The organism is Kitasatospora sp. NPDC002040 (genome assembly GCF_040296785.1).
Classification (GTDB): Bacteria; Actinomycetota; Actinomycetes; order Streptomycetales; family Streptomycetaceae; genus Kitasatospora.
This window is the reverse complement of the sequence record NZ_JBEOXV010000007.1, coordinates 116,815-136,515: the sequence shown is the minus strand read 5'-3', so window position 1 is coordinate 136,515 and position 19,701 is coordinate 116,815. Positions and strand designations below refer to the sequence as shown.

Genomic DNA, 19,701 nt, shown 5'->3' with positions numbered 1-19,701 from the left:
CACGGAAGCGGAGCACCAACCAGTGAGCAACGAATACCCAGAGGTCGAGCAGGGCGATCCCCCGCTCCCGCCCTCGAATCCGCTGCGTGACCCCGCAGACCGACGGCTCCCGCGCATCGCGGGGCCGTCGGGCCTGGTCATCTTCGGGGTCACCGGCGACCTGTCCCGCAAGAAGCTGATGCCCGCCATCTACGACCTGGCGAACCGGGGCCTGCTGCCGCCGGGCTTCTCGCTGGTCGGCTTCGCCCGCCGCGAGTGGGAGGACGAGGACTTCGCCGCAGAGGTCCACGACGCGGTCAAGCAGCACGCCCGCACCCCCTTCCGGGAGGAGGTCTGGCAGCAGCTGGCCAAGGGCATGCGGTTCGTCCAGGGCACCTTCGACGACGACCAGGCCTTCGACACCCTGCGCAAGACGATCGAGGAGCTCGACCAGGCCCAGGGGACCGGCGGCAACTTCGCCTTCTACCTCTCGGTGCCGCCGAAGTTCTTCCCCAACGTCGTCCAGCAGCTGAAGAAGCACGGCCTGGCCGACCCGCCGCAGGGCTCCTGGCGCCGTGCGGTGATCGAGAAGCCGTTCGGCCACAACCTGGAGAGCGCCCAGGAGTTGAACCGGATCGTGCACGAGGTCTTCCCCCGTGACGAGGTCTTCCGGATCGACCACTACCTCGGCAAGGAGACCGTCCAGAACATCCTGGCGCTCCGCTTCGCCAACACCATGTTCGAGCCGATCTGGAACCGGTCGTACGTCGACCACGTGCAGATCACGATGGCCGAGGACATCGGCATCGGCGGCCGGGCCGGGTACTACGACGGCATCGGCTCCGCCCGTGACGTGATCCAGAACCACCTGCTCCAGCTGATGGCGCTGACCGCCATCGAGGAGCCCGCGTCCTTCCACCCGAAGGCGCTGGTGGCGGAGAAGCTCAAGGTGCTCAGCGCCGTCCAGCTCCCCGAGGACCTGGGCAAGCACACCGTGCGCGGCCAGTACGCGGCCGGCTGGCAGGGCGGCGAGGAGGTGGTCGGCTACCTCGACGAGGACGGCATCGACCCCAACTCCAAGACCGACACCTACGCGGCCATCAAGCTGGAGATCAACAACCGCCGCTGGGCGGGCGTCCCGTTCTACCTGCGCACCGGCAAGCGGCTCGGCCGCCGGGTGACCGAGATCGCGGTGGTCTTCCAGCGCGCCCCGTACCTGCCGTTCGACTCCTACGCCACCGAGGAGCTGGGGCAGAACGCCCTGGTGATCCGGGTGCAGCCGGACGAGGGCGTCACGGTGCGGTTCGGCTCCAAGGTGCCGGGCACCTCGTTCGAGGTCCGGGACGTGACGATGGACTTCGCCTACGGCGAGTCCTTCACCGAGTCCAGCCCCGAGGCGTACGAGCGGCTCATCCTCGACGTGCTGCTCGGCGACGCCAACCTGTTCCCCCGGCACCAGGAGGTCGAACTCTCCTGGGACATCCTCGACCCGATCGAGCAGTACTGGGACACCCACGGCAAGCCCGCCCAGTACTCCTCGGGCACCTGGGGCCCCGCTGAGGCGGACGAGATGCTCGCACGAGACGGCAGGAGCTGGCGTCGCCCATGAAGATCGACCTGACAAGCACCACGTCCAGCAAGATCAACGCGGCCCTGATGGACGCCCGCCGGGCCAGCGGCTCGACCGCGGCCGGCATGGTGCTCACCCTGGTGATCGTGACCGACGAGGGCAGCGCGTACGACGCCCTCAAGGCCGCCAACGACGCCTCCCGCGAGCACCCCTCGCGCACCCTGGCCGTGATCAAGCGGGCCGGGCGCTCGCCCCGGGCCCGGGCCGAGACCCGGCTCGACGCCGAGATCCTGGTCGGCTCCGACGCGGGCTCGGGCGAGACCGTCATTCTCCGGATGCACGGCGAACTCGTCGCCCACGCCCAGTCGGTGGTGCTGCCGCTGCTGCTCCCGGACGCCCCCGTGGTGGTCTGGTGGCCGGAGAACGCACCCCGGCACCCGGCCCAGGACCCGCTCGGCGCGATCGCCCAGCGCCGGATCACCGACGCGGTCACCGCCGAGTCGCCGGTCGGCCAGCTCGCCCAGCGGGCCGAGAGCTACACCCCCGGCGACACCGACCTCGCCTGGACCAGGATCACCGGCTGGCGCTCGATGCTGGCCGCCGCCCTGGACCAGTACCCGGTCACCATCACCTCGGCCGTGGTCGAGGGCGAGTCGTACAACCCGAGCGTCGAGCTGCTCGGCCTCTGGCTGACCACCCGGCTGCACGTCCCGGTCGAACGGGTCGTCACCGGCGGGCCCGGCATCACCTCGGTCACCCTGCGGAGCAAGGACGGCGCCATCGTCCTGGACCGTCCGGACGGCCTGATGGGCACACTGTCGATGCCCGGTGCGCCGGACCGCCAGGTCGCGCTCAAGCGCCGCGAGACCTCGGAGCTGATCGCCGAGGAGCTGCGCCGGCTCGACCCGGACGACATCTACGCGGCCGCGGTGCGGACCCCGGTGGACCGGCTCAAGGAGCCCGCTGCGGAGGCCCCTTCGGCCCCCGCCCCGGTGGTCGAGGCGGCCGTGGCCGCCCCGCCCCGGGTGACCGCCAAGGTGCCCGCCGAGGCACCGGCCACCAAGGCACCGGCCGCCGCGAAGAAGGCCGCCCCGGCCAAGAAGGCGGTGGCGAAGAAGGCCCCGGCCAAGCGCGCCACCAAGAAGGCGGGCTCGTGACGAGCGTCCCACAGCTCGTCGTCCACCGGGACAAGGAGCTGATGGCGCAGGCCGCCGCAGCCCGCCTGATCACCCGGATCGTGGACGCCCAGGCCGCCCGCGGCACCGCCTCGGTGGTGCTGACGGGCGGTCGGAACGGCAACGCCCTGCTCGCCGCGATCGCCGCCTCCCCGGCGCGCGACGCGGTGGACTGGGCCAGGCTCGACCTGTGGTGGGGCGACGAGCGCTTCGTCCCCGCCGCCGACCCGGACCGCAACGCCGTCCAGGCCAGGGCCGAGCTGCTCGACGCCGTCCCGCTCGACCCGGCCCGGGTGCACGAGATGCCCGCCTCGGACGGGGTCGACGGCTCGGACGTGGAGGCCGCCGCGGCCCGCTACGCCGAGGAGTTGGCCAAGGCTGCCGAGCGCGGTCCGGTCCCCGCCTTCGACGTGCTGCTGCTCGGCGTCGGACCCGACACCCATGTCGCCTCGCTCTTCCCCGGCCACCCCGGTGTCCGGGAGACCGAGTTGACCGTGGTCGGCGTCCGGGGTGCCCCCAAGCCCCCGCCCACCCGGGTCTCGCTCACCCTCCCGGCCATCCGGGCGGCCCGCGAGGTCTGGCTGCTCGCAGCCGGCGAGGACAAGGCCGACGCCGTCGCCCTGGCCCTCACCGGCCCGGGCGAGATCCAGGCCCCGGCCTCCGGCGCGTACGGCACCGCCCGCACGCTCTGGCTGCTCGACCGGACGGCAGCCGCCAAGCTCCCGCCCCAGCTCTACCCGCCCGCCTCCCCCTGAGGCAGCGTCCCGAAGGGCCCGGTTCCGCCTCGCGGAACCGGGCCTCTTTGGTAGAACTCCCCTGTGGGAAACACCATCAGCGGCGGCGAGTTCGAGCACGTGATCCAGGCCGACACCGTGAACCTCACCAACTCCCGTCGCCACCCCACCCCTTCGGGCCTGCCCCCGCGCTCGCTCTTCGTCGGCCGCGAAGCACTGCTGACCGAACTCCTGACTGCCCCGGGCACCTGCCTGCTCGCCGGCCTCGGCGGCATCGGCAAGACCGCACTCGCCGTCGAGGCCGCCCACCGACTGCGCGACCGGTACCCCGGCGGCACCCTCTTCGTCGATCTGCACGGCTACGACAGCGCCCGCCTCTCCCCCGAACAGGCCCTGGACGCCCTGCTCCCCGCCCTCACCGACCTGCCCACTCCCCCGGGCCTCGGCGCCAAACAGCAGCTCTACCGCTCCCTGCTGGCCACCCACGAGCCGGTCCTGATCGTCGCCGACAACGCGGCCACCCCAGACCAGGTCACCCCGCTGCTGCCCAACGACCCCCGCCACCGGGTCCTGGTCACCAGCCGCCACCTGCTCACCGACCGCACTCTGACCCCCCGCCACTTCGTGGTGGACGTCCTCCCCGAGTCGGTCCCCCTCCTCACCGAACTGGCCGGCCCCTCCGAACACCACCCCGCCCTGGCCGAACTCTGCGGCCACCTCCCCCTGGCCCTGCGGATCGCCGCCGCCCTCCTCACCGAACGCTCCCCCGAGGAACTGGTCGAGGACCTGACGGACGCCCAGGAACGCCTCACCGAACTCGACTACGGCCCCGACCTCGCTGTCCGGACCGCGTTCGACCTCTCCTACCGCCGGCTCCCCGAAGCGGAGGCCCGTCTCTTCGCCCTCCTCGGACACAACCTGGGCCCGGACATCGGTCTCCCCGCCGCCGCTGCCCTGGTCGACCTCCCCCCACGCGAAGCAGCCCGCCTGCTACGGTCGTTGACCCGCGCACACCTGGTCATCGCCGAGCACGGACGTTATCGACTGCACGACCTGGTCAAGCTCTTCGCCGCAGAACTCGCCCTTGACGACACAGAACCCGCCTTGCGTCGCCTGCTCGACCACTACTGCAACGTCGCCGCTCACATCCAGACCGGCCCCGGTGACTGGCGTTCCGCCCAGTGGCTGGCCGAGGAGGACCACAATCTGGTGGCAGCCCTCCTCCTCGCAGGCGGGACAGATCAGGGCGAATCAATCCCGACCCTGCTTCGGGCGCTTCACGACCGTCTCGACCAGCTCACCCTGAGCCTTGCGATCAACGAGCTCGGTCCAGCCGTACGAACGCTCCTGCTCTGGTGCGCCGTCAGGCAGGCCTTCCCCGACAGGCCGGAGGTGTGGGCGCAACTCGACGAGATGTGGAGCCTCCCGGCCCACTTCACCGAGCCCTTGTCGGGATATCAGCGGATGACCGATCGCGACCCTGTGCTGGATACCAGCCGATGGGCAGCCCTGCATCGGGAAGCGGTCACCCGCGTCGTCTCCCACGGCCGCGCATTGTACGAGATCGCCCAGCAGGCCCGAGACGGCGACGGCACACCGATGACGACCCAACTTGACCGTGCTCTGGACGAGTTGCTCCGCCTCGAGGATGTCGGGCGGACCATCGGCGCCCCACAGTTCCAGGGCATCGTCCTGCAGTACCAGGCCGAGTGCCGGTTGCTGCTCGGGCAGCAGGAACTCGCCGCCGCCGCGCTCGAACGCGCCGTTGCCGCCTTCGAAACCGTCTCCGACGACAGGCGGCTGACTCAAGCCCGCGGCCGCCTGGCCGATCTGGTCAAGTAGCCACCGGGCATCTGCGGTGGCCATGAGGCAACGGGAAGCACGAACGAGGTCGGACCGTCGCAACGATCCGACCTCGTCGGGTGGCTCTCAGATCTCGCCGCGGAGCTTGGCCAGGGCCTCGGCGAGGATCGCCTCGCCGTCGGCGTCGGTGCGGCGCTCGCGGACGTAGGCGAGGTGGGTCTTGTAGGGCTCGTTGCGGGACGGGGCGGGCGGGTTGTGCTCGTCCTGGCCGGCGGGGAAGCCGCAGCGGGGGCAGTCCCAGGTGTCCGGGATGACCGCTTCGGCAGCGAAACTGGGCTTGGTCTCGTGCTTGTTGGCACACCAGAAGGAGATCCGGTTTCGGGGGGCGGACTCGCCGCGCTCCGCCTCGCCCATCGGCCCGGCGCCGACTCTGCTGCCACGAATGGCGTTGCCACTTGCCACGGTCTGACTCCCTGCGTGCTGGTGCGATGCGATCTCGGCCGCTGCCCGAAGAGGGGCGTTCACCCGTGCCCGGAGTGACGGCAGGGCGGCAGCCGGTATCCACTGCCGCCATGCCGAAGCCGGCGGACGGTGGCGAAGTCGTCCTAGTGTAAGCAGCGGTTAAGGATCTGTCCGCACCACTTCAGGCACTTCACCGTTCCGAGCATAAGCGGCGGACCGACGGAGCGTCAGATGTGTGGCAGAAGCCGGGATCAGCTCTTGTACTTGAGCACCAGGCCGAGCACGACGATGGAGGCGAACCAGCCGATCCCGACGATGATGGTGATGCGGTCGAGGTTCCGCTCGGCCACGGCCGAGCCGCCACCGGTGGACATCGCGCCGCCACCGAACATGTCGGAGAGACCGCCGCCCTTCCCCTTGTGCAGCAGCACCAGGAGGATCATCAGCAGGCTGAAGACGATCAGGGCAATCGTGAACCCGAGAACCACAGCGGGACCAATCTCTCGTATCTTCGGCGAAGGGCCGGGCCGCTCGATGCGGTCCCGGCCCCAAAGCCTACGTTGCTGGAGCGGCGTTAGCCTACTGCCTGCTCACGGTAGCGCACGATCTTGACGAACTCGTCGGCGTCGAGCGAGGCTCCGCCGATCAGCGCTCCGTCCACGTCCGGCTTGGCCATCAGGCCGGCCGCGCTGGAGGACTTGACCGAACCGCCGTACAGCACCCGGACCTTGTCGGCCAGCTCGGCCGAGTACAGCTCGCCGAGGCGGACCCGGATCGCGGCGCAGACCTCCTGCGCGTCCTCGGGGGTGGCCACCTCGCCGGTGCCGATCGCCCAGACCGGCTCGTACGCGACCACGATCGACTCGGCCTGCTCGGCCGAGACCTCGCGGAGCGCGCCGTCGAGCTGGGCCAGGGTGTGCGCGACGTGGGTGCCCGCCTTGCGGACCTCCAGCGGCTCGCCGACGCAGAGGATCGGGGTGATCCCGTTGCGGTAGGCGGCCTTGACCTTGGCGTTGACGATGTCCTCGTCCTCGCCGTGGTACTGGCGGCGCTCCGAGTGGCCGATCGCCACGAAGGTGCACTTCAGCTTGGACAGCATCGGGCCGGAGATCTCGCCGGTGTAGGCACCGGAGTCCTGCGCCGAGAGGTCCTGGGCGCCGTACTTGATCTTCAGCTTGTCGCCGTCGACCAGGGTCTGCACGGAGCGCAGGTCAGTGAACGGGACCAGGACGGCGACCTCGACGGCCTCGTAGTCCTTGTCGGCCAGCGCGAAGGCCAGCTTCTGGGTGTGCTGGATGGCCTCAAGGTGGTTGAGGTTCATCTTCCAGTTGCCCGCCATCAGCGGGAGACGCTCGGTCATGTACTCAGCCTTCCAGGGCGGCGAGACCGGGAAGGGTCTTGCCCTCCAGGTACTCGAGGCTCGCGCCACCGCCGGTCGAGATGTGCCCGAACTTCGTCTCGTCGAAGCCCAGGATGCGGACGGAGGCGGCGGAGTCCCCGCCACCCACCACGGTGAACGCGTCGCTGTCGAGCAGCGCCTGCGCGACGGCCTTGGTGCCCTCGGCGAAGGCCGGGTGCTCGAAGACGCCGACCGGGCCGTTCCAGAACACGGTCTTCGCGTCGGCCAGCTTCTCGGCGAACAGCTCCCGGGTCTTCGGGCCGATGTCCAGGCCCTCCTTGTCCGCGGGGATCTTGTCCGCGTCGACGACCTCGAAGTCCTCGACCGGGGCGAAGGTCTTGGTGTCGGGGAAGCTGGCGGAGATCGCGACGTCCACCGGGATGACGAACTCGACGCCGTTGGCCTTGCCCCGCTCCAGGTACTCCAGGACGACCGGGATCTGGTCCTTCTGCAGCAGCGAGATGCCGACCTCGTGGCCCAGGGCCGCGAGGAAGGTGTAGGCCATGCCGCCGCCGATCAGGATGCGGTCGGCCTTGCCGAGCAGGTTGTCGATCACGCCGACCTTGTCGGAGACCTTGGAGCCGCCGAGCACCACCACGTACGGGCGCTCGACCTCGTCGGTCAGGCGCTTGAGCACGCCGACCTCGGTGGCGATCAGGTCGCCGACCGCGTGCGGCAGGCGGGCCGGGAGGTCGAAGACCGAGGCGTGCTTGCGGTGCACCGCACCGAAGCCGTCGCCGACGTAGAGGTCGGCCAGCTCGGCCAGCTGGTCCGCGAAGGCGCCGCGCTCGGCGTCGTCCTTCGCGGTCTCGCCGGCGTTGAAGCGCAGGTTCTCCAGCAGCGTGACCTCGCCGTTCGCCAGGGCGGCGACGGTGGCCTTCGCGCTCTCGCCCACGGTGTCGGTCGCGAAGGACACGGACCGGCCGAGGATCTCGCCGAGGCGGACCGCGACGGGGGCGAGCGAGTACTGCGGGTCGGGCTCGCCCTTGGGGCGGCCCAGGTGGGACGCGACGATCACCTTGGCGCCGGCGGCGACCAGCTTGGCGATGGTCGGGGCGACGGCGCGGATCCGGCCGTCGTCGGTGATCCGGCCGTCCGAGAGCGGCACGTTCAGGTCGGCCCGGACGAACACACGCCGGCCGTCGACCTGGAGGTCTTCGATGGTCTTCACGGTCTTCGAATCTCCTGGGGGAGCAAGAGTGGTGGAGGCACGTCAGCGGGCCGCCGGTTGGAGCCAGAGGGAACGCAGAGCGAGGGCCCGAACGGCTTCGTCCGGGCCCTCTCCCTCACATCACGTCAGCTTCCGCTGCGTCAGAGCTGGCCACCGACGAGGGTGGTCAGGTTGACCAGGCGGTTGGAGTAGCCCCACTCGTTGTCGTACCAGCCGAAGATCTTGACCTGGTTGCCCTGGACCATCGTCATCAGCGAGTCGAAGATCGTGGAGAACGGCGAGTTCACGATGTCGGAGGAGACGATCGGGTCCTCGGTGTACTGCAGGATGCCCTTGAGGGAGCCCTCGGACGCCTTCTGGAAGGCGGCGTTGACCTCCTCGACGGTGACCTCGCGCTCGAGGGTGACGACCAGGTCGGTGATCGAACCGGTCGGGACCGGGACGCGCAGCGAGGTGCCGTCCAGCTTGCCCTTGAGCTCCGGCAGGACCAGCGCGGTGGCCTTGGCGGCACCGGTCGAGGTCGGGATGATGTTGATGGACGCAGCGCGCGCACGACGCAGGTCCTTGTGCGGGAAGTCGAGGGTCACCTGGTCGTTGGTGAACGCGTGAACCGTCGTCATCAGGCCCTTGACGATGCCGAAGTTCTCCTGGAGAACCTTGGCCATCGGCGCCACGCAGTTGGTGGTGCAGGAGGCGTTGGAGATGACGGTGTGGTTCGCCGCGTCGTACTTCTCGTCGTTGACACCCATCACGATGGTGACGTCTTCGTCGGTCGCGGGGGCGGAGATGATGACCTTCTTGGCACCGGCGGTGACGTGCTTCTTCGCAGCGTCGGCCTTGGTGAAGATGCCGGTGGACTCGATCACGATGTCCACGCCCAGCTCGCCCCAGGGCAGGTTGGCCGGGTCGCGCTCGGCGATCACCTTGAAGGTGTGGCCGTCGACGGTGATGCTGTCGGCGGTGTGGCTGACCTCGGCCTGGAGGGTGCCCAGGATCGAGTCGTACTTGAGCAGGTGAGCCAGGGTCTTGGTGTCGGTGAGGTCGTTGACACCGACGATCTCGATGTCCGCGCCCTGGGACTTAACCGCACGGAAGAAGTTGCGGCCAATGCGGCCGAATCCGTTGATGCCTACCCGGATCGTCACGAACCGATCTCCTCGTTAGGTGCGCCGGACTGTGCCGACGGGGTGGAAATGGGATGTCCCCGACCACCCATGACCCTACCTCTCCGAGGGTCACCGGGGCACATCGCCTCACCGTCCCGAGCCCGGTACTACGGGCCGAACGCCACTTTGATGGCTTAGGTCCGCACCCCGTACGGCAGTTGGTCCCGGTGCCCGGACGGGCCGGTCGGGGGCTACCGGCCGGTTCGGACGCGGAACGGCCGGTGCCCGCGATGCGGACACCGGCCGTTCGAAGGGTGAGACTACGTCAGCTCATCGCCATCTCGTCGGTCAGATTGGCCTCGGTGCTCGGCAGGCCGAGCTCGGAGGCGCGCTTGTCGGCCATCGCCAGCAGGCGCCTGATCCGGCCGGCCACCGCGTCCTTGGTGAGCGGCGGGTCGGCGAGTGCGCCCAGCTCCTCCAGCGAGGCCTGCTTGTGCTGCATCCGGAGCTGACCGGCCGCCGCCAGGTGCTCCGGCACCTCCTCGCCCAGGATCTCCAGCGCCCGCTGCACCCGGGCCCCGGCCGCGACCGCCGCGCGGGCCGAACGGCGCAGGTTGGCGTCGTCGAAGTTGGCCAGCCGGTTGGCGGTGGCCCGCACCTCGCGCCGCATCCGGCGCTCCTCCCAGGCCAGCACCGACTCGTGCGCGCCGAGCCGGGTCAGCAGGGCGCCGATCGCGTCGCCGTCCCGGATCACCACCCGGTCCACCCCGCGCACCTCGCGCGCCTTGGCCGGGATGCCCAGCCTGCGGGCCGCGCCGACCAGGGCCAGCGCCGCCTCCGAGCCCGGGCAGGTGATCTCCAGGGAGGAGGACCGTCCCGGCTCGGTGAGCGAGCCGTGCGCCAGGAAGGCCCCGCGCCAGGCGGCCTCCGCGTCGCAGGTCGCCCCGGAGACCACGGCCGGGGGCAGGCCCCTGATCGGCCGTCCACGCCCGTCCACCAGCCCGGTCTGCCGGGCCAGCAACTCGCCGTCCTTCACCACCCGCACCACGTACCGGCTGCCGCGTCGCAGCCCGCCGGGGGCCATCACCACCAGATCCGAGGAGTGTCCGAAGATCTCCAGCAGGTCCTTGCGCAGCCGCCGGGCCGCAATGCCGGTGTCCAGCTCCGCCTCGATCACGATCCGGCCGCTCACAATGTGCAGCCCGCCCGCGAATCGGAGGATCGCCGAAACCTCAGCCTTGCGGCAGCAGGCCCGGGTGACGGGGAGCCGGCTGATTTCGTCCTTCACCGCTGCCGTCATCGCCATGGGCCGATCCTTCCATGTGTCCGGAAAATCCGGTCGTACGCAGCCGCCAGAAGCTCCCGGTCGTGTCGCGGCGTCCCGTCCGCGGCGGCGACCCGGTCGAGCACCAGTACGGCACCCATCCGTTCGGCGGCCCGCTCCAGCCCGGCCAGGTCCGCCTGGCCGAAGGCGCCGCCGGTGACGGCGCGCTCGTCCACCAGGATCGCATCCACCGCCAGCTCCGGAGCGTGGTCGGCGACCACCTCGAGGTGGCGCTGCGGGGTGAAGCCCTCGGTCTCGCCCGGCTGCGGGGCCAGGTTGAGGGTGAGCAGCCGCCGGGCCCGGGTCTTCACCAGGGCGTCGGCCAGCTCGGGCACCAGCAGGTGCGGGAGCACGCTGGTGAACCAGGAGCCGGGGCCGAGCACCACCCAGTCCGCCTCCAGCACCGCCGCCACCGCCTCGGGGACGGCCGGCGGCTGCTCGGGCAGCAGCCGGATGGACTGCACCGTGCCGGGGGTGACGGCCACGTTGGCCTGGCCCCGGACCGAGCTCAACTCACCCGGCAGCTCCGGGTCGTGGCCCCGGACGACGGCCTCGATGTCCAGCGGGACGGCCGACATCGGCAGCACCCGGCCGTGCACGTTGAGCAGCCGGCCGACCCAGTTGAGCGCCTCCACCGGGTCGCCGAGCTTCTCCCAGAGCGCCACGATCAGCAGGTTGCCGACCGCGTGGCCGCCGAGCTCGCCGTCGCCGGTGAAGCGCAGCTGGAGCACCTCGGACCAGGTCTTCCCCCAGTCGTCGTCCCCGCAGAGCGCGGCCAGCGCCTTGCGCAGGTCGCCCGGCGGCAGCACCCCCAGCTCGCTGCGGAGCCGGCCGCTGGAGCCGCCGTCGTCGGCGACGGTGACCACGGCGGTCAGCTCGGTGGTCAGCCTGCGCAGCGCGGAGAGCGAGGCGGACAGCCCCTGACCGCCGCCGAGCGCGGTGATCCTGGGCGCACCGCGGCCCCTGCCGCTGACGTTCTGGACCCGGTCGGCGGTCCTGTGCTGCCGCGCTGGCGAGTATGCCGTCACACCGACCCCACGTTCTGCTCTCGGCGCCGCCCTGTACCGGCCGCGCCCCGTCCTGTACCTGTGTGAGCGACGGCCGGGGCGCTGGTGTCACTCCCCGCGGGTCACTCCCGGCCCATGTCTCGGTGGACCAGCACCGTCTCGACACCGTCCGCGATCAGACGCTTCGTCAGCCGCTCCGACATCGCCACGCTGCGGTGCTTTCCACCGGTGCAGCCTACGGCAAGCGTCATGTAGCGCTTGCCCTCCCTGCGGTAGCCCTCGGTGATGATCCGGAGCAGCTCGGTGTAGCCGTCCAGGAACTCGTTCGCCCCCGGCTGCTGGAACACGTAGGCGGCCACGTCGGTGTCGGTGCCGGTGCGGGCGCGCAGCTCCGGGACCCAGTGCGGATTGGGCAGGAACCGGCAGTCCACCACCAGGTCGGCGTCGACCGGCAGGCCGTACTTGAAGCCGAACGACATCACGGTGGCGCGCAGCTCGGGCTCGTCGTGGTCGGCGAACTGGGCGTCCAGCTTGGCCCGGAGCTGGTGCACGTTGAGGTTGGAGGTGTCGATCACCAGGTCGGCCTCGCCGCGCAGCTCGCGCAGCAGGTCGCGCTCGCGCTCGATGCCGTCCACGATCCGGCCGTCGGCCTGGAGCGGGTGCGGGCGGCGGACCGACTCGAACCGGCGGACCAGGGCGTCGTCGGAGGACTCCAGGTAGACCACCCGGAGCCTGACGCCGCGCTTCTCCAGCTCGTCCAGCGAGGTCAGCAGGTCGTCGAAGAACTTCCGGCCGCGGACGTCGACCACGACGCCGATCCGGGGCACCGCGCCCTGCGAGCGGGCGCCGAGGTCCACCATGGTCGGGATCAGGGCGGGCGGCAGGTTGTCCACCACGAACCAGCCCAAGTCCTCCAGGCACTTGGCCGCGGTGCTGCGGCCGGCTCCGGACATGCCGGAGATGATCACCAGCTCCGGGGCACTCTCTCCCACATCGGACACTGTCACTTCTGGTCCCCGCTCTCGGTGGTTCTCTGCCGGTGAGCCCGACGGACGGCGTCGGCCGTCAAGGCGTCTCCTCAATGATCTCGCCGGTGGCGGTGTTCACGGCGGGGGCGGCCGGTGTACGGACCGCCAACGCCGCGACAACAGTCTCCGCCGTGCGCAGGCCGATACCCGGCACCTCGCAGATCTCCGCCACGGTGGCCGCCCGAAGCTTCTTCAGTGAGCCGAAGTGCTTGAGCAGAGCCTGGCGGCGAGTCTCGCCGAGGCCGGGGACCGAGTCCAGTTCCCCCGCCGTGAGGCGCTTGGCCCGCTTGGTGCGCTGATAGCCGATCGCGAACCGGTGCGCCTCGTCGCGCACCCGCTGGAGCAGGTAGAGGCCCTCGCTGGAGCGCGGCAGCACCACCGGGTCGCTCTCCCCCGGCAGCCAGACCTCCTCAAGTCGCTTGGCCAGCCCGCAGAGTGCGACATCGTCGATGCCGAGCTCATCGAGGGCCCGGCGGGCAGCAGCGACCTGCGGCTGGCCGCCGTCGACCACCAGCAGCTGGGGCGGGTAGGCGAACCGCTTGGGGCGGCCGTCCTCGGTGCGGGGGCCGGTCTGCTCCTCATCCTCCTCCGGGACGGCCCACTCGCCGGTCTGCTCGCGCTCCTGGAGGTAGCGGCGGAACCGACGGGTGATCACCTCGTGCATCGACCGGACGTCGTCCTGGCCGGCGAACCCCTTGATCTGGAACCGACGGTACTCGCTCTTGCGGGCCAGCCCGTCCTCGAACACCACCATCGAGGCGACCACGTCCTCGCCCTGGAGGTGCGAGATGTCGAAGCACTCGATCCGCAGCGGCACCGAGTCCAGCTCCAGCGCGTCGGCGATCTCCTGGAGCGCCCGGCTGCGGGTGGTCAGGTCGGAGGCGCGCTTGGTCTTGTGCAGCACCAGCGACTGCTGTGCGTTCCGCTGCACGGTGGCCATCAGGTCCTTCTTGTCCCCGCGTTGGGGCACCCGCAGGTCGACCTGGGCGCCGCGCAGACCGGACAGCCACTCCTGCACCGGCGCCAGCGGCTCCGGCAGGGCGGGCACCAGCACCTCGCGCGGGACGCTCTCGGTGCCGCCGCCGTACAGCTGCTGGAGCGCGTGCTCGACCAGCCCGGCGGTGTCGACGTCCTCGACCTTGTCGGTCACCCAGCCGCGCTGGCCCCGGACCCGGCCGCCGCGGACGTGGAAGATCTGCACCGCCGCCTCCAGCTCGTCCTCGGCCAGGGCGAACAGGTCCGCGTCGGTGCCGTCGCCGAGCACCACCGCGTTCTTCTCCATCGCGCGCTTGAGGGCGCCGAGGTCGTCGCGCAGCCGGGCGGCCTTCTCGTACTCCATGTCGGCGGCGGCCTGCTGCATCTCCTGCTCCAGCCGGCGCAGGTGGTTGCCCGTCCGCCCGGCCATGAAGTCGCAGAACTCCTCGGCGAGTTCGACGTGCTCGGCGGCCGAGATCTTCCCGACGCAGGGCGCGGCGCACTTGCCGATGTACCCGAGCAGGCAGGGCCGGCCGATCTGCCGGGCCCGCTTGAACACCCCGTTCGAGCACGTCCGGACCGGGAACACCCGGAGCATCAGGTCGACCGTCTCGCGGATCGCCCAGGCGTGCCCGTACGGACCGAAGTAGCGGACGCCCTTCTTGTGCGCGCCGCGCATCACCTGGACCCGGGGGTACTCCTCGTTGAGGGTGACCGCCAGCTCCGGGTAGCTCTTGTCGTCCCGGTACTTGACGTTGAACCGCGGGTCGAACTCCTTGATCCAGGAGTACTCCAGCTGCAGCGCCTCGACCTCGGTGGCCACCACCGTCCACTCCACCGCGGCCGCGGTGGTCACCATGGTCGCCGTCCTGGGGTGCAGCCCGGCCACGTCCTGGAAGTACGAGGAGAGCCGGGGCCGCAGGCTCTTGGCCTTGCCCACGTAGATGACCCGCCCGTGCGCGTCACGGAATTTGTAGACCCCGGGCGAGGTCGGAATGGCCCCGGGAGCGGGCCGGTACGTGGATGGGTCAGCCATAGTCCCCTACCGTACCGACCCGCACCGACAGCCCGGGCCCGACCTGACGTTGTCCGCGCACCGATCGGCGCGGGACCGGACCCGGACGGGGACCGTCAGCCTCCGGTCGCGAGGTTCAGCAGCTCGGTGCCGAGCGGGGTGATGGTGTGCAGGACCGCGCCGCCCCGGCGCTGGGTGGTGATCAGGTTGGCGTTGCGCAGCACGGTGGCGTGCTGGCTGGCCGAGGCCGGGGAGACGTTGAGGCGGCGGGCCAACTCGGTGGTGGTGCAGCCGCCGGCCACCACGTCCAGCGCGGCGGCCCTGGTCCGGCCGAGCAGTGCGGTGAGCGAGTGCCGGGCGGACGGGGTCGCACCCCACAGGCCGGCCCCGACCAGCGGGTCCCGGACGGTGGGGAAGGCCAGCACGGCCGGGGCGTCCGGGTCCATCATGTCGGTCAGCAGCACCGGCGGGTCGGCCAGGAAGACCATCGGCGCCAGCACCAGGCCGCGCCCGGCCAAGTGGACGTCGGCCGGCGGCAGATGGCTGATCTCCAGCACCGGCGACCGCCAGCGGACCACCGGGGCGCAGAAGGTGTCCAGCATCCGCTCCACCCCGCCCTCCAGCAGGGTGCGGGCCAGATCGGCGCGGACCGCGTCCAGGTGCGCCTGGAGCCGGCTCCAGTGCGGCCCCACGGTCAGGCGGTAGCAGGCCTCCACCGAGTCGGTCAGCCGCTGACGGGCGGTCAGGTCGCCCTCCAGCAGAGCCTTCAGCCAGCGCGGGTCGGCCCGGGGCGTCTCGATGTGGCCGAGCTCCAGCCGGACCAGCCGGTCCGGAGCTCCCAGCAGCCGGTCCAGCCCGGTCTCGACCGAGAGGTCCGTCCCGGTCAGCGCCCCCAGGTCGAAGCAGGGGCCCCGGCCGGGGATCAGCGAGGCCAGCGGACGGAGCTCGGCGGCCAGCGGGCCGGTGAACTGCTGCCGCCACGGCCGGAACTGGGCGCAGCGGCCGGGCCCGGTCAGCAGGTCGAGGCTGTGGTACGCCTCGGCCAGCGGGCCCACCGTCGGCGCCACCCGGACCCTGGCCAGGTCGTCGGCGGTCAGATGGATACGCAGCACGGCTTCCCCCCGTCCTCCCGGCACCTTTAAGGCACCGCCGAAACCCCTGTCCGTTGCCCCCGTGTGGCCCGCACGATGGTTCGAACGCCGGTGCCCGGCACGGGGGTCCGGGCACCGCCGGGGACCGACTGCGGCTTGCAGCCGTCGGCCGAGCGCCTTCGGCGGAGCGCCGTCAGCTCTTGGTGACCTCGAACGCCCCGTCCTTGAGCGCGACCCGGTAGGCCGGGAGTGGGCTGGGCGCCGGGCCCGCGCTGACGGCGCCGTCCGCGATGCCGAAGTGGCTGGCGTGGCAGGGACACTGGATCTGGGCGTCCTTCACCACGTCCACGATGCAGCCCGCGTGGGTGCACTTGGCGCTGAAGGCCTTGTACTCACCGGCCGTCGGCTGGGTGATCACGATCTTGGCGTCGCGGTACACCTTGCCGCCGCCGACCGGCACGTCGGCCGCCGCGCCGACCGTGACCGGGGCCACCGCCGTGCCGCCGGAACCGGAACCGGAGCCGGAGTCGGCGGAGGACGAGCTGCAGCCGGCCACCGCGACGCCACCCGCCCCGGTGGCCAGGACGGCGGCGGCACCGCAGAGCACGGTCCTGCGGGTCGGTACGGGGGTGGTCTCGGTCATCGGTGACACTCCCTCAGCGGGTGATCGGGATACGGACGGAACCGGCCGCAGTCTATGCCGGGAAGCTGAGAGAGCCGCCGCCCCCGGACAGTTCGGGGACGACGGCTCTGCGACGGCGCTGCGGGCGCTGCGTCTTCTCGCTACTTCTTCTCCGCTACTTCTTCTTCGCCGTCTTCGCCGCGGCCCGCTTGCGCGGTGCCTTGGCGGGTGCCGCGTCCGCCGCGGGTGCGGCGGCGTCCGAGACCCGGCCCGCGAGGATCTCGCGGAGGAACTTGCCGGTGTGGCTGGCCGGGATCGCGGCCACCTCCTCGGGGGTACCCTCGGCGACCACCATGCCGCCGCCACTGCCGCCCTCGGGGCCCATGTCGACGACCCAGTCGGCGGTCTTGATCACATCGAGGTTGTGCTCGATGACGATGACCGTGTTGCCCTTCTCGACCAGCCCGTCCAGCACCTTGATCAGCTTGCTGATGTCCTCGAAGTGCAGGCCGGTGGTGGGCTCGTCGAGCACGTAGACGGTGCGGCCGGTGGAGCGCTTCTGCAGCTCGGAGGCGAGCTTGACGCGCTGCGCCTCGCCGCCGGAGAGCGTCGGCGCGGACTGGCCGAGCCGGACGTAGCCGAGGCCGACGTCGTTCAGCGTGCGCAGGTGGCGGTGGATCGCGGGGACCGCCTCGAAGAAGTGCATGCCCTCCTCGATCGGCATGTCCAGCACCTCGGCGATGGACTTGCCCTTGTAGTGGACCTCCAGCGTCTCCCGGTTGTAGCGGGCGCCGTGGCAGACCTCGCAGGGGACGTAGACGTCGGGCAGGAAGTTCATCTCGATCTTGATGGTGCCGTCACCGGAGCAGTGCTCGCAGCGGCCGCCCTTGACGTTGAAGGAGAACCGGCCGGGCAGGTACCCCCGGACCTTGGCCTCCTGGGTCTCCGCGAAGAGCTTGCGCACGTTGTCGAAGACGCCGGTGTACGTCGCCGGGTTGGACCGCGGGGTGCGGCCGATCGGCGACTGGTCGACGTGCACCACCTTGTCCACCAGGTCGGTGCCGGTGACCCGGGTGTGCCGGCCGGGGACGCTGCGCGCCCCGTTCAACTCGCGGGCGAGGTGGGTGTAGAGGATGTCGTTGACCAGCGTCGACTTGCCGGAGCCGGAGACACCGGTGATCGCGGTGAAGGTGCCGAGCGGGAAGCCGACCGTGACGTCCTGCAGGTTGTGCTCGCGGGCGCCGTGCACGGTGATCTGGCGCTTCTTGTCGCGCGGGCGGCGGACCGCCGGGGTCGGGATCGAGCGGCGGCCGGAGAGGTACTGGCCGGTGATCGACTCGTCGTTGTCGAGCAGCTCCTTGAGCGAGCCGGAGTGCACCACCTTGCCGCCGTGCTCACCGGCGCCGGGGCCGATGTCGACCACCCAGTCGGCGACCTTGATGGTGTCCTCGTCGTGCTCGACCACGATCAGCGTGTTGCCGATGTCGCGGAGCCGGACCAGGGTCTCGATCAGCCGGTGGTTGTCCCGCTGGTGCAGGCCGATCGAGGGCTCGTCCAGCACGTAGAGCACGCCGACCAGGCCGGAGCCGATCTGGGTGGCGAGCCGGATCCGCTGGGCCTCGCCGCCGGACAGGGTGCCGGCCGCGCGGTTCAGCGAGAGGTAGTCCAGGCCGACGTCGACCAGGAAGCGGAGCCGCTCGTTGACCTCCTTGAGGACCCGCTCGGCGATCTGCTTGTCGCGGTCGTTGAGCTTCATCGCGCCGAGGAACTCGGCGCAGTCGGCGATCGACATCCCGGAGACGTCCGCGATCGACTTGTCGAGGATGGTGACCGCCAGGATCACCGGCTTGAGCCGGGTGCCGTGGCAGGAGGGGCAGGGCACCTCGCGCATGTAGCCCTCGAAGCGCTCGCGGCTGCTGTCGCTCTCCGACTCGGAGTGCCGGCGGGTCACGAACGGGATCGCGCCCTCGAACGGCGCGGTGTACGAACGCTCGCGCCCGTAGCGGTTGTTGTAGCGGACCTCGACCTGGGTCTTGTGCCCGTACAGCAGCGCCTTCTTGGCCCGGACGGGCAGCCCGGCCCAGGGCAGGTCGGTCCGGAAGCCGAGCTCGCCGGCCAGCGCGTCGGTCAGCCGCTGGAAGTACTCCTTGGTGTGGCCCTGGGACCACGGGTGGATGGCGCCCTCGTCGAGCGACTTCTCCTCGTCCGGGATCACCAGCTCCGGGTCGACCTCCATCCGGTTGCCCAGGCCCGAGCAGTCGGGACAGGCGCCGAAGGGCGAGTTGAAGGAGAACGAGCGCGGCTCCAACTCCTCGAACGAGACGTCGTCGTACGGGCAGTACAGGTGCTCGGAGTACATCCGCTCGCGCTCGGGGTCGTCCTCGGGGAGGTCGACGAAGTCGAGCACCACCATGCCGCCGGCCAGCTTGAGCGCGGTCTCCACCGAGTCGGTCAGGCGGCGCTTGGCGCTCTCCTTGACCGTCAGGCGGTCGATGACCACCTCGATGGTGTGCTTCTCCTGCTTCTTGAGCGTGGGCGGCTCGGTCAGCTGGACGGTGGCGCCGTCCACCCGGGCCCGCGCGTACCCCTTGGACTGCAGGTCGGCGAAGAGGTCGACGAACTCGCCCTTGCGCTCCCGGACCACCGGGCTGAGCACCTGGAAGCGGGTGCCCTCGGTGAGCTCCAGCACCCGGTCGACGATGGCCTGCGGGGACTGCTTGGCGATCGGGCGGGCGCAGTGCGGGCAGTGCGGCTTGCCGATCCGGGCGAACAGCAGCCGGAGGTAGTCGTAGACCTCGGTGATGGTGCCGACGGTGGACCGCGGATTCCGGTTGGTCGACTTCTGGTCGATCGAGACGGCCGGGGAGAGGCCCTCGATGAAGTCGACGTCGGGCTTGTCCATCTGGCCGAGGAACTGGCGCGCGTAGGAGGAGAGCGACTCGACATAGCGGCGCTGGCCCTCCGCGAAGATCGTGTCGAAGGCGAGCGAGGACTTGCCCGAACCGGAGAGGCCGGTGAAGACGATGAGGGAGTCGCGCGGCAGGTCGAGCGAGACGTTCTTGAGGTTGTGCTCGCGAGCACCGCGGACGATGAGGCGGTCGGCCACTGCTTCTGGCGCCTTTCTCCGGAGGAGGGTGGCTGGGGAAGGGCTGCGTGGCCCACTCCGGGACCAACAAGCGCAATCGGGTGAATTCTTCCAGTGTGCGCCCGTCAGCCTACTAGCTCACGCGTTCGAATATC

Annotated in this window: 16 protein-coding genes; 4 read left to right on the top strand and 12 right to left on the bottom strand. The window is 70.8% G+C overall.

The window, feature by feature from the left end; translation table 11 throughout:
- Positions 1 to 22 precede the first annotated feature (22 nt).
- From zwf to ABT118_RS18805, 4 genes are all read left to right on the top strand, one after another.
- Positions 23 to 1,588: a glucose-6-phosphate dehydrogenase gene (zwf, locus tag ABT118_RS18820; protein ID WP_350669875.1), complete on the top strand. Its 1,566-nt coding sequence runs from the start codon at positions 23 to 25 to the stop codon at positions 1,586 to 1,588.
- Entirely contained in the window at positions 1,585 to 2,706 is a 1,122-nt protein-coding gene (gene opcA, locus ABT118_RS18815; protein WP_350669874.1) for a glucose-6-phosphate dehydrogenase assembly protein OpcA, read from the top strand. The genes zwf and opcA overlap by 4 nt, the downstream gene beginning before the upstream one ends.
- Entirely contained in the window at positions 2,703 to 3,479 is a 777-nt protein-coding gene (gene pgl / locus ABT118_RS18810) for a 6-phosphogluconolactonase (protein ID WP_350669873.1), read from the top strand. Before opcA ends, pgl begins: the two co-directional genes overlap by 4 nt.
- Before the next feature lie 63 nt (positions 3,480 to 3,542).
- On the top strand, positions 3,543 to 5,300 hold the full coding sequence (locus ABT118_RS18805) for a hypothetical protein (protein WP_350669872.1): 1,758 nt from the start codon (positions 3,543 to 3,545) through the stop codon (positions 5,298 to 5,300).
- A gap of 87 nt (positions 5,301 to 5,387) precedes the next feature.
- On the opposite strand, the gene ABT118_RS18800 is transcribed toward ABT118_RS18805, so the two are convergent.
- The 12 genes from ABT118_RS18800 to uvrA all read right to left on the bottom strand — a co-directional run bounded on the left by ABT118_RS18800 (position 5,388) and on the right by uvrA (position 19,567).
- On the bottom strand, positions 5,388 to 5,675 hold the full coding sequence (locus ABT118_RS18800; RefSeq protein WP_057240347.1) for an RNA polymerase-binding protein RbpA: 288 nt from the start codon (positions 5,673 to 5,675) through the stop codon (positions 5,388 to 5,390).
- Positions 5,676 to 5,974: 299 nt separating this feature from the next.
- On the bottom strand, positions 5,975 to 6,211 hold the full coding sequence (gene secG / locus ABT118_RS18795) for a preprotein translocase subunit SecG (RefSeq protein WP_350669871.1): 237 nt from the start codon (positions 6,209 to 6,211) through the stop codon (positions 5,975 to 5,977).
- An 86-nt stretch (positions 6,212 to 6,297) separates the two neighbouring features.
- Complete coding sequence (gene tpiA, locus ABT118_RS18790) at positions 6,298 to 7,083, bottom strand: triose-phosphate isomerase (RefSeq protein ID WP_350669870.1); 786 nt, start codon at positions 7,081 to 7,083, stop codon at positions 6,298 to 6,300.
- A 4-nt stretch (positions 7,084 to 7,087) separates the two neighbouring features.
- Positions 7,088 to 8,293, bottom strand: coding sequence for a phosphoglycerate kinase (locus ABT118_RS18785; RefSeq protein ID WP_350669869.1), 1,206 nt, complete (start codon positions 8,291 to 8,293; stop codon positions 7,088 to 7,090).
- Between the two features lie 140 nt (positions 8,294 to 8,433).
- Positions 8,434 to 9,438, bottom strand: coding sequence for a type I glyceraldehyde-3-phosphate dehydrogenase (gene gap / locus ABT118_RS18780; RefSeq protein ID WP_350669868.1), 1,005 nt, complete (start codon positions 9,436 to 9,438; stop codon positions 8,434 to 8,436).
- 286 nt (positions 9,439 to 9,724) lie between these two features.
- Positions 9,725 to 10,705, bottom strand: a complete 981-nt coding sequence (gene whiA / locus ABT118_RS18775) for a DNA-binding protein WhiA (RefSeq protein ID WP_057240357.1) — start codon at positions 10,703 to 10,705, stop codon at positions 9,725 to 9,727.
- Positions 10,696 to 11,751, bottom strand: a complete 1,056-nt coding sequence (locus tag ABT118_RS18770) for a gluconeogenesis factor YvcK family protein (protein WP_502884586.1) — start codon at positions 11,749 to 11,751, stop codon at positions 10,696 to 10,698. Before ABT118_RS18770 ends, whiA begins: the two co-directional genes overlap by 10 nt.
- 101 nt (positions 11,752 to 11,852) lie before the next feature.
- Positions 11,853 to 12,731, bottom strand: a complete 879-nt coding sequence (gene rapZ, locus ABT118_RS18765; RefSeq protein ID WP_502884585.1) for an RNase adapter RapZ — start codon at positions 12,729 to 12,731, stop codon at positions 11,853 to 11,855.
- Between the two features lie 64 nt (positions 12,732 to 12,795).
- Entirely contained in the window at positions 12,796 to 14,769 is a 1,974-nt protein-coding gene (uvrC, locus tag ABT118_RS18760; protein WP_350669867.1) for an excinuclease ABC subunit UvrC, read from the bottom strand.
- A 95-nt stretch (positions 14,770 to 14,864) separates the two neighbouring features.
- A complete protein-coding gene (locus ABT118_RS18755; RefSeq protein ID WP_350669866.1) occupies positions 14,865 to 15,860 on the bottom strand; it encodes an ArsR/SmtB family transcription factor in 996 nt (331 codons plus the stop codon).
- 172 nt (positions 15,861 to 16,032) lie between these two features.
- On the bottom strand, positions 16,033 to 16,482 hold the full coding sequence (locus ABT118_RS18750; RefSeq protein ID WP_350669865.1) for a Rieske (2Fe-2S) protein: 450 nt from the start codon (positions 16,480 to 16,482) through the stop codon (positions 16,033 to 16,035).
- Between the two features lie 154 nt (positions 16,483 to 16,636).
- Complete coding sequence (uvrA, locus tag ABT118_RS18745) at positions 16,637 to 19,567, bottom strand: excinuclease ABC subunit UvrA (RefSeq protein ID WP_350669864.1); 2,931 nt, start codon at positions 19,565 to 19,567, stop codon at positions 16,637 to 16,639.
- Between the last annotated feature and the right edge of the window lie 134 nt (positions 19,568 to 19,701).

Coding starts and splice junctions, on each gene's coding strand:
- opcA (WP_350669874.1), top strand. CDS start 1,585: ATGAAGATCGACCTGACAAGCACCACGTCCAGCAAGATCAACGCGGCC.
- ABT118_RS18800 (WP_057240347.1), bottom strand. CDS start 5,675: ATGGGCGAGGCGGAGCGCGGCGAGTCCGCCCCCCGAAACCGGATCTCC.
- tpiA (WP_350669870.1), bottom strand. CDS start 7,083: ATGACCGAGCGTCTCCCGCTGATGGCGGGCAACTGGAAGATGAACCTC.
- whiA (WP_057240357.1), bottom strand. CDS start 10,705: ATGGCGATGACGGCAGCGGTGAAGGACGAAATCAGCCGGCTCCCCGTC.
- uvrC (WP_350669867.1), bottom strand. CDS start 14,769: ATGGCTGACCCATCCACGTACCGGCCCGCTCCCGGGGCCATTCCGACC.
- ABT118_RS18750 (WP_350669865.1), bottom strand. CDS start 16,482: ATGACCGAGACCACCCCCGTACCGACCCGCAGGACCGTGCTCTGCGGT.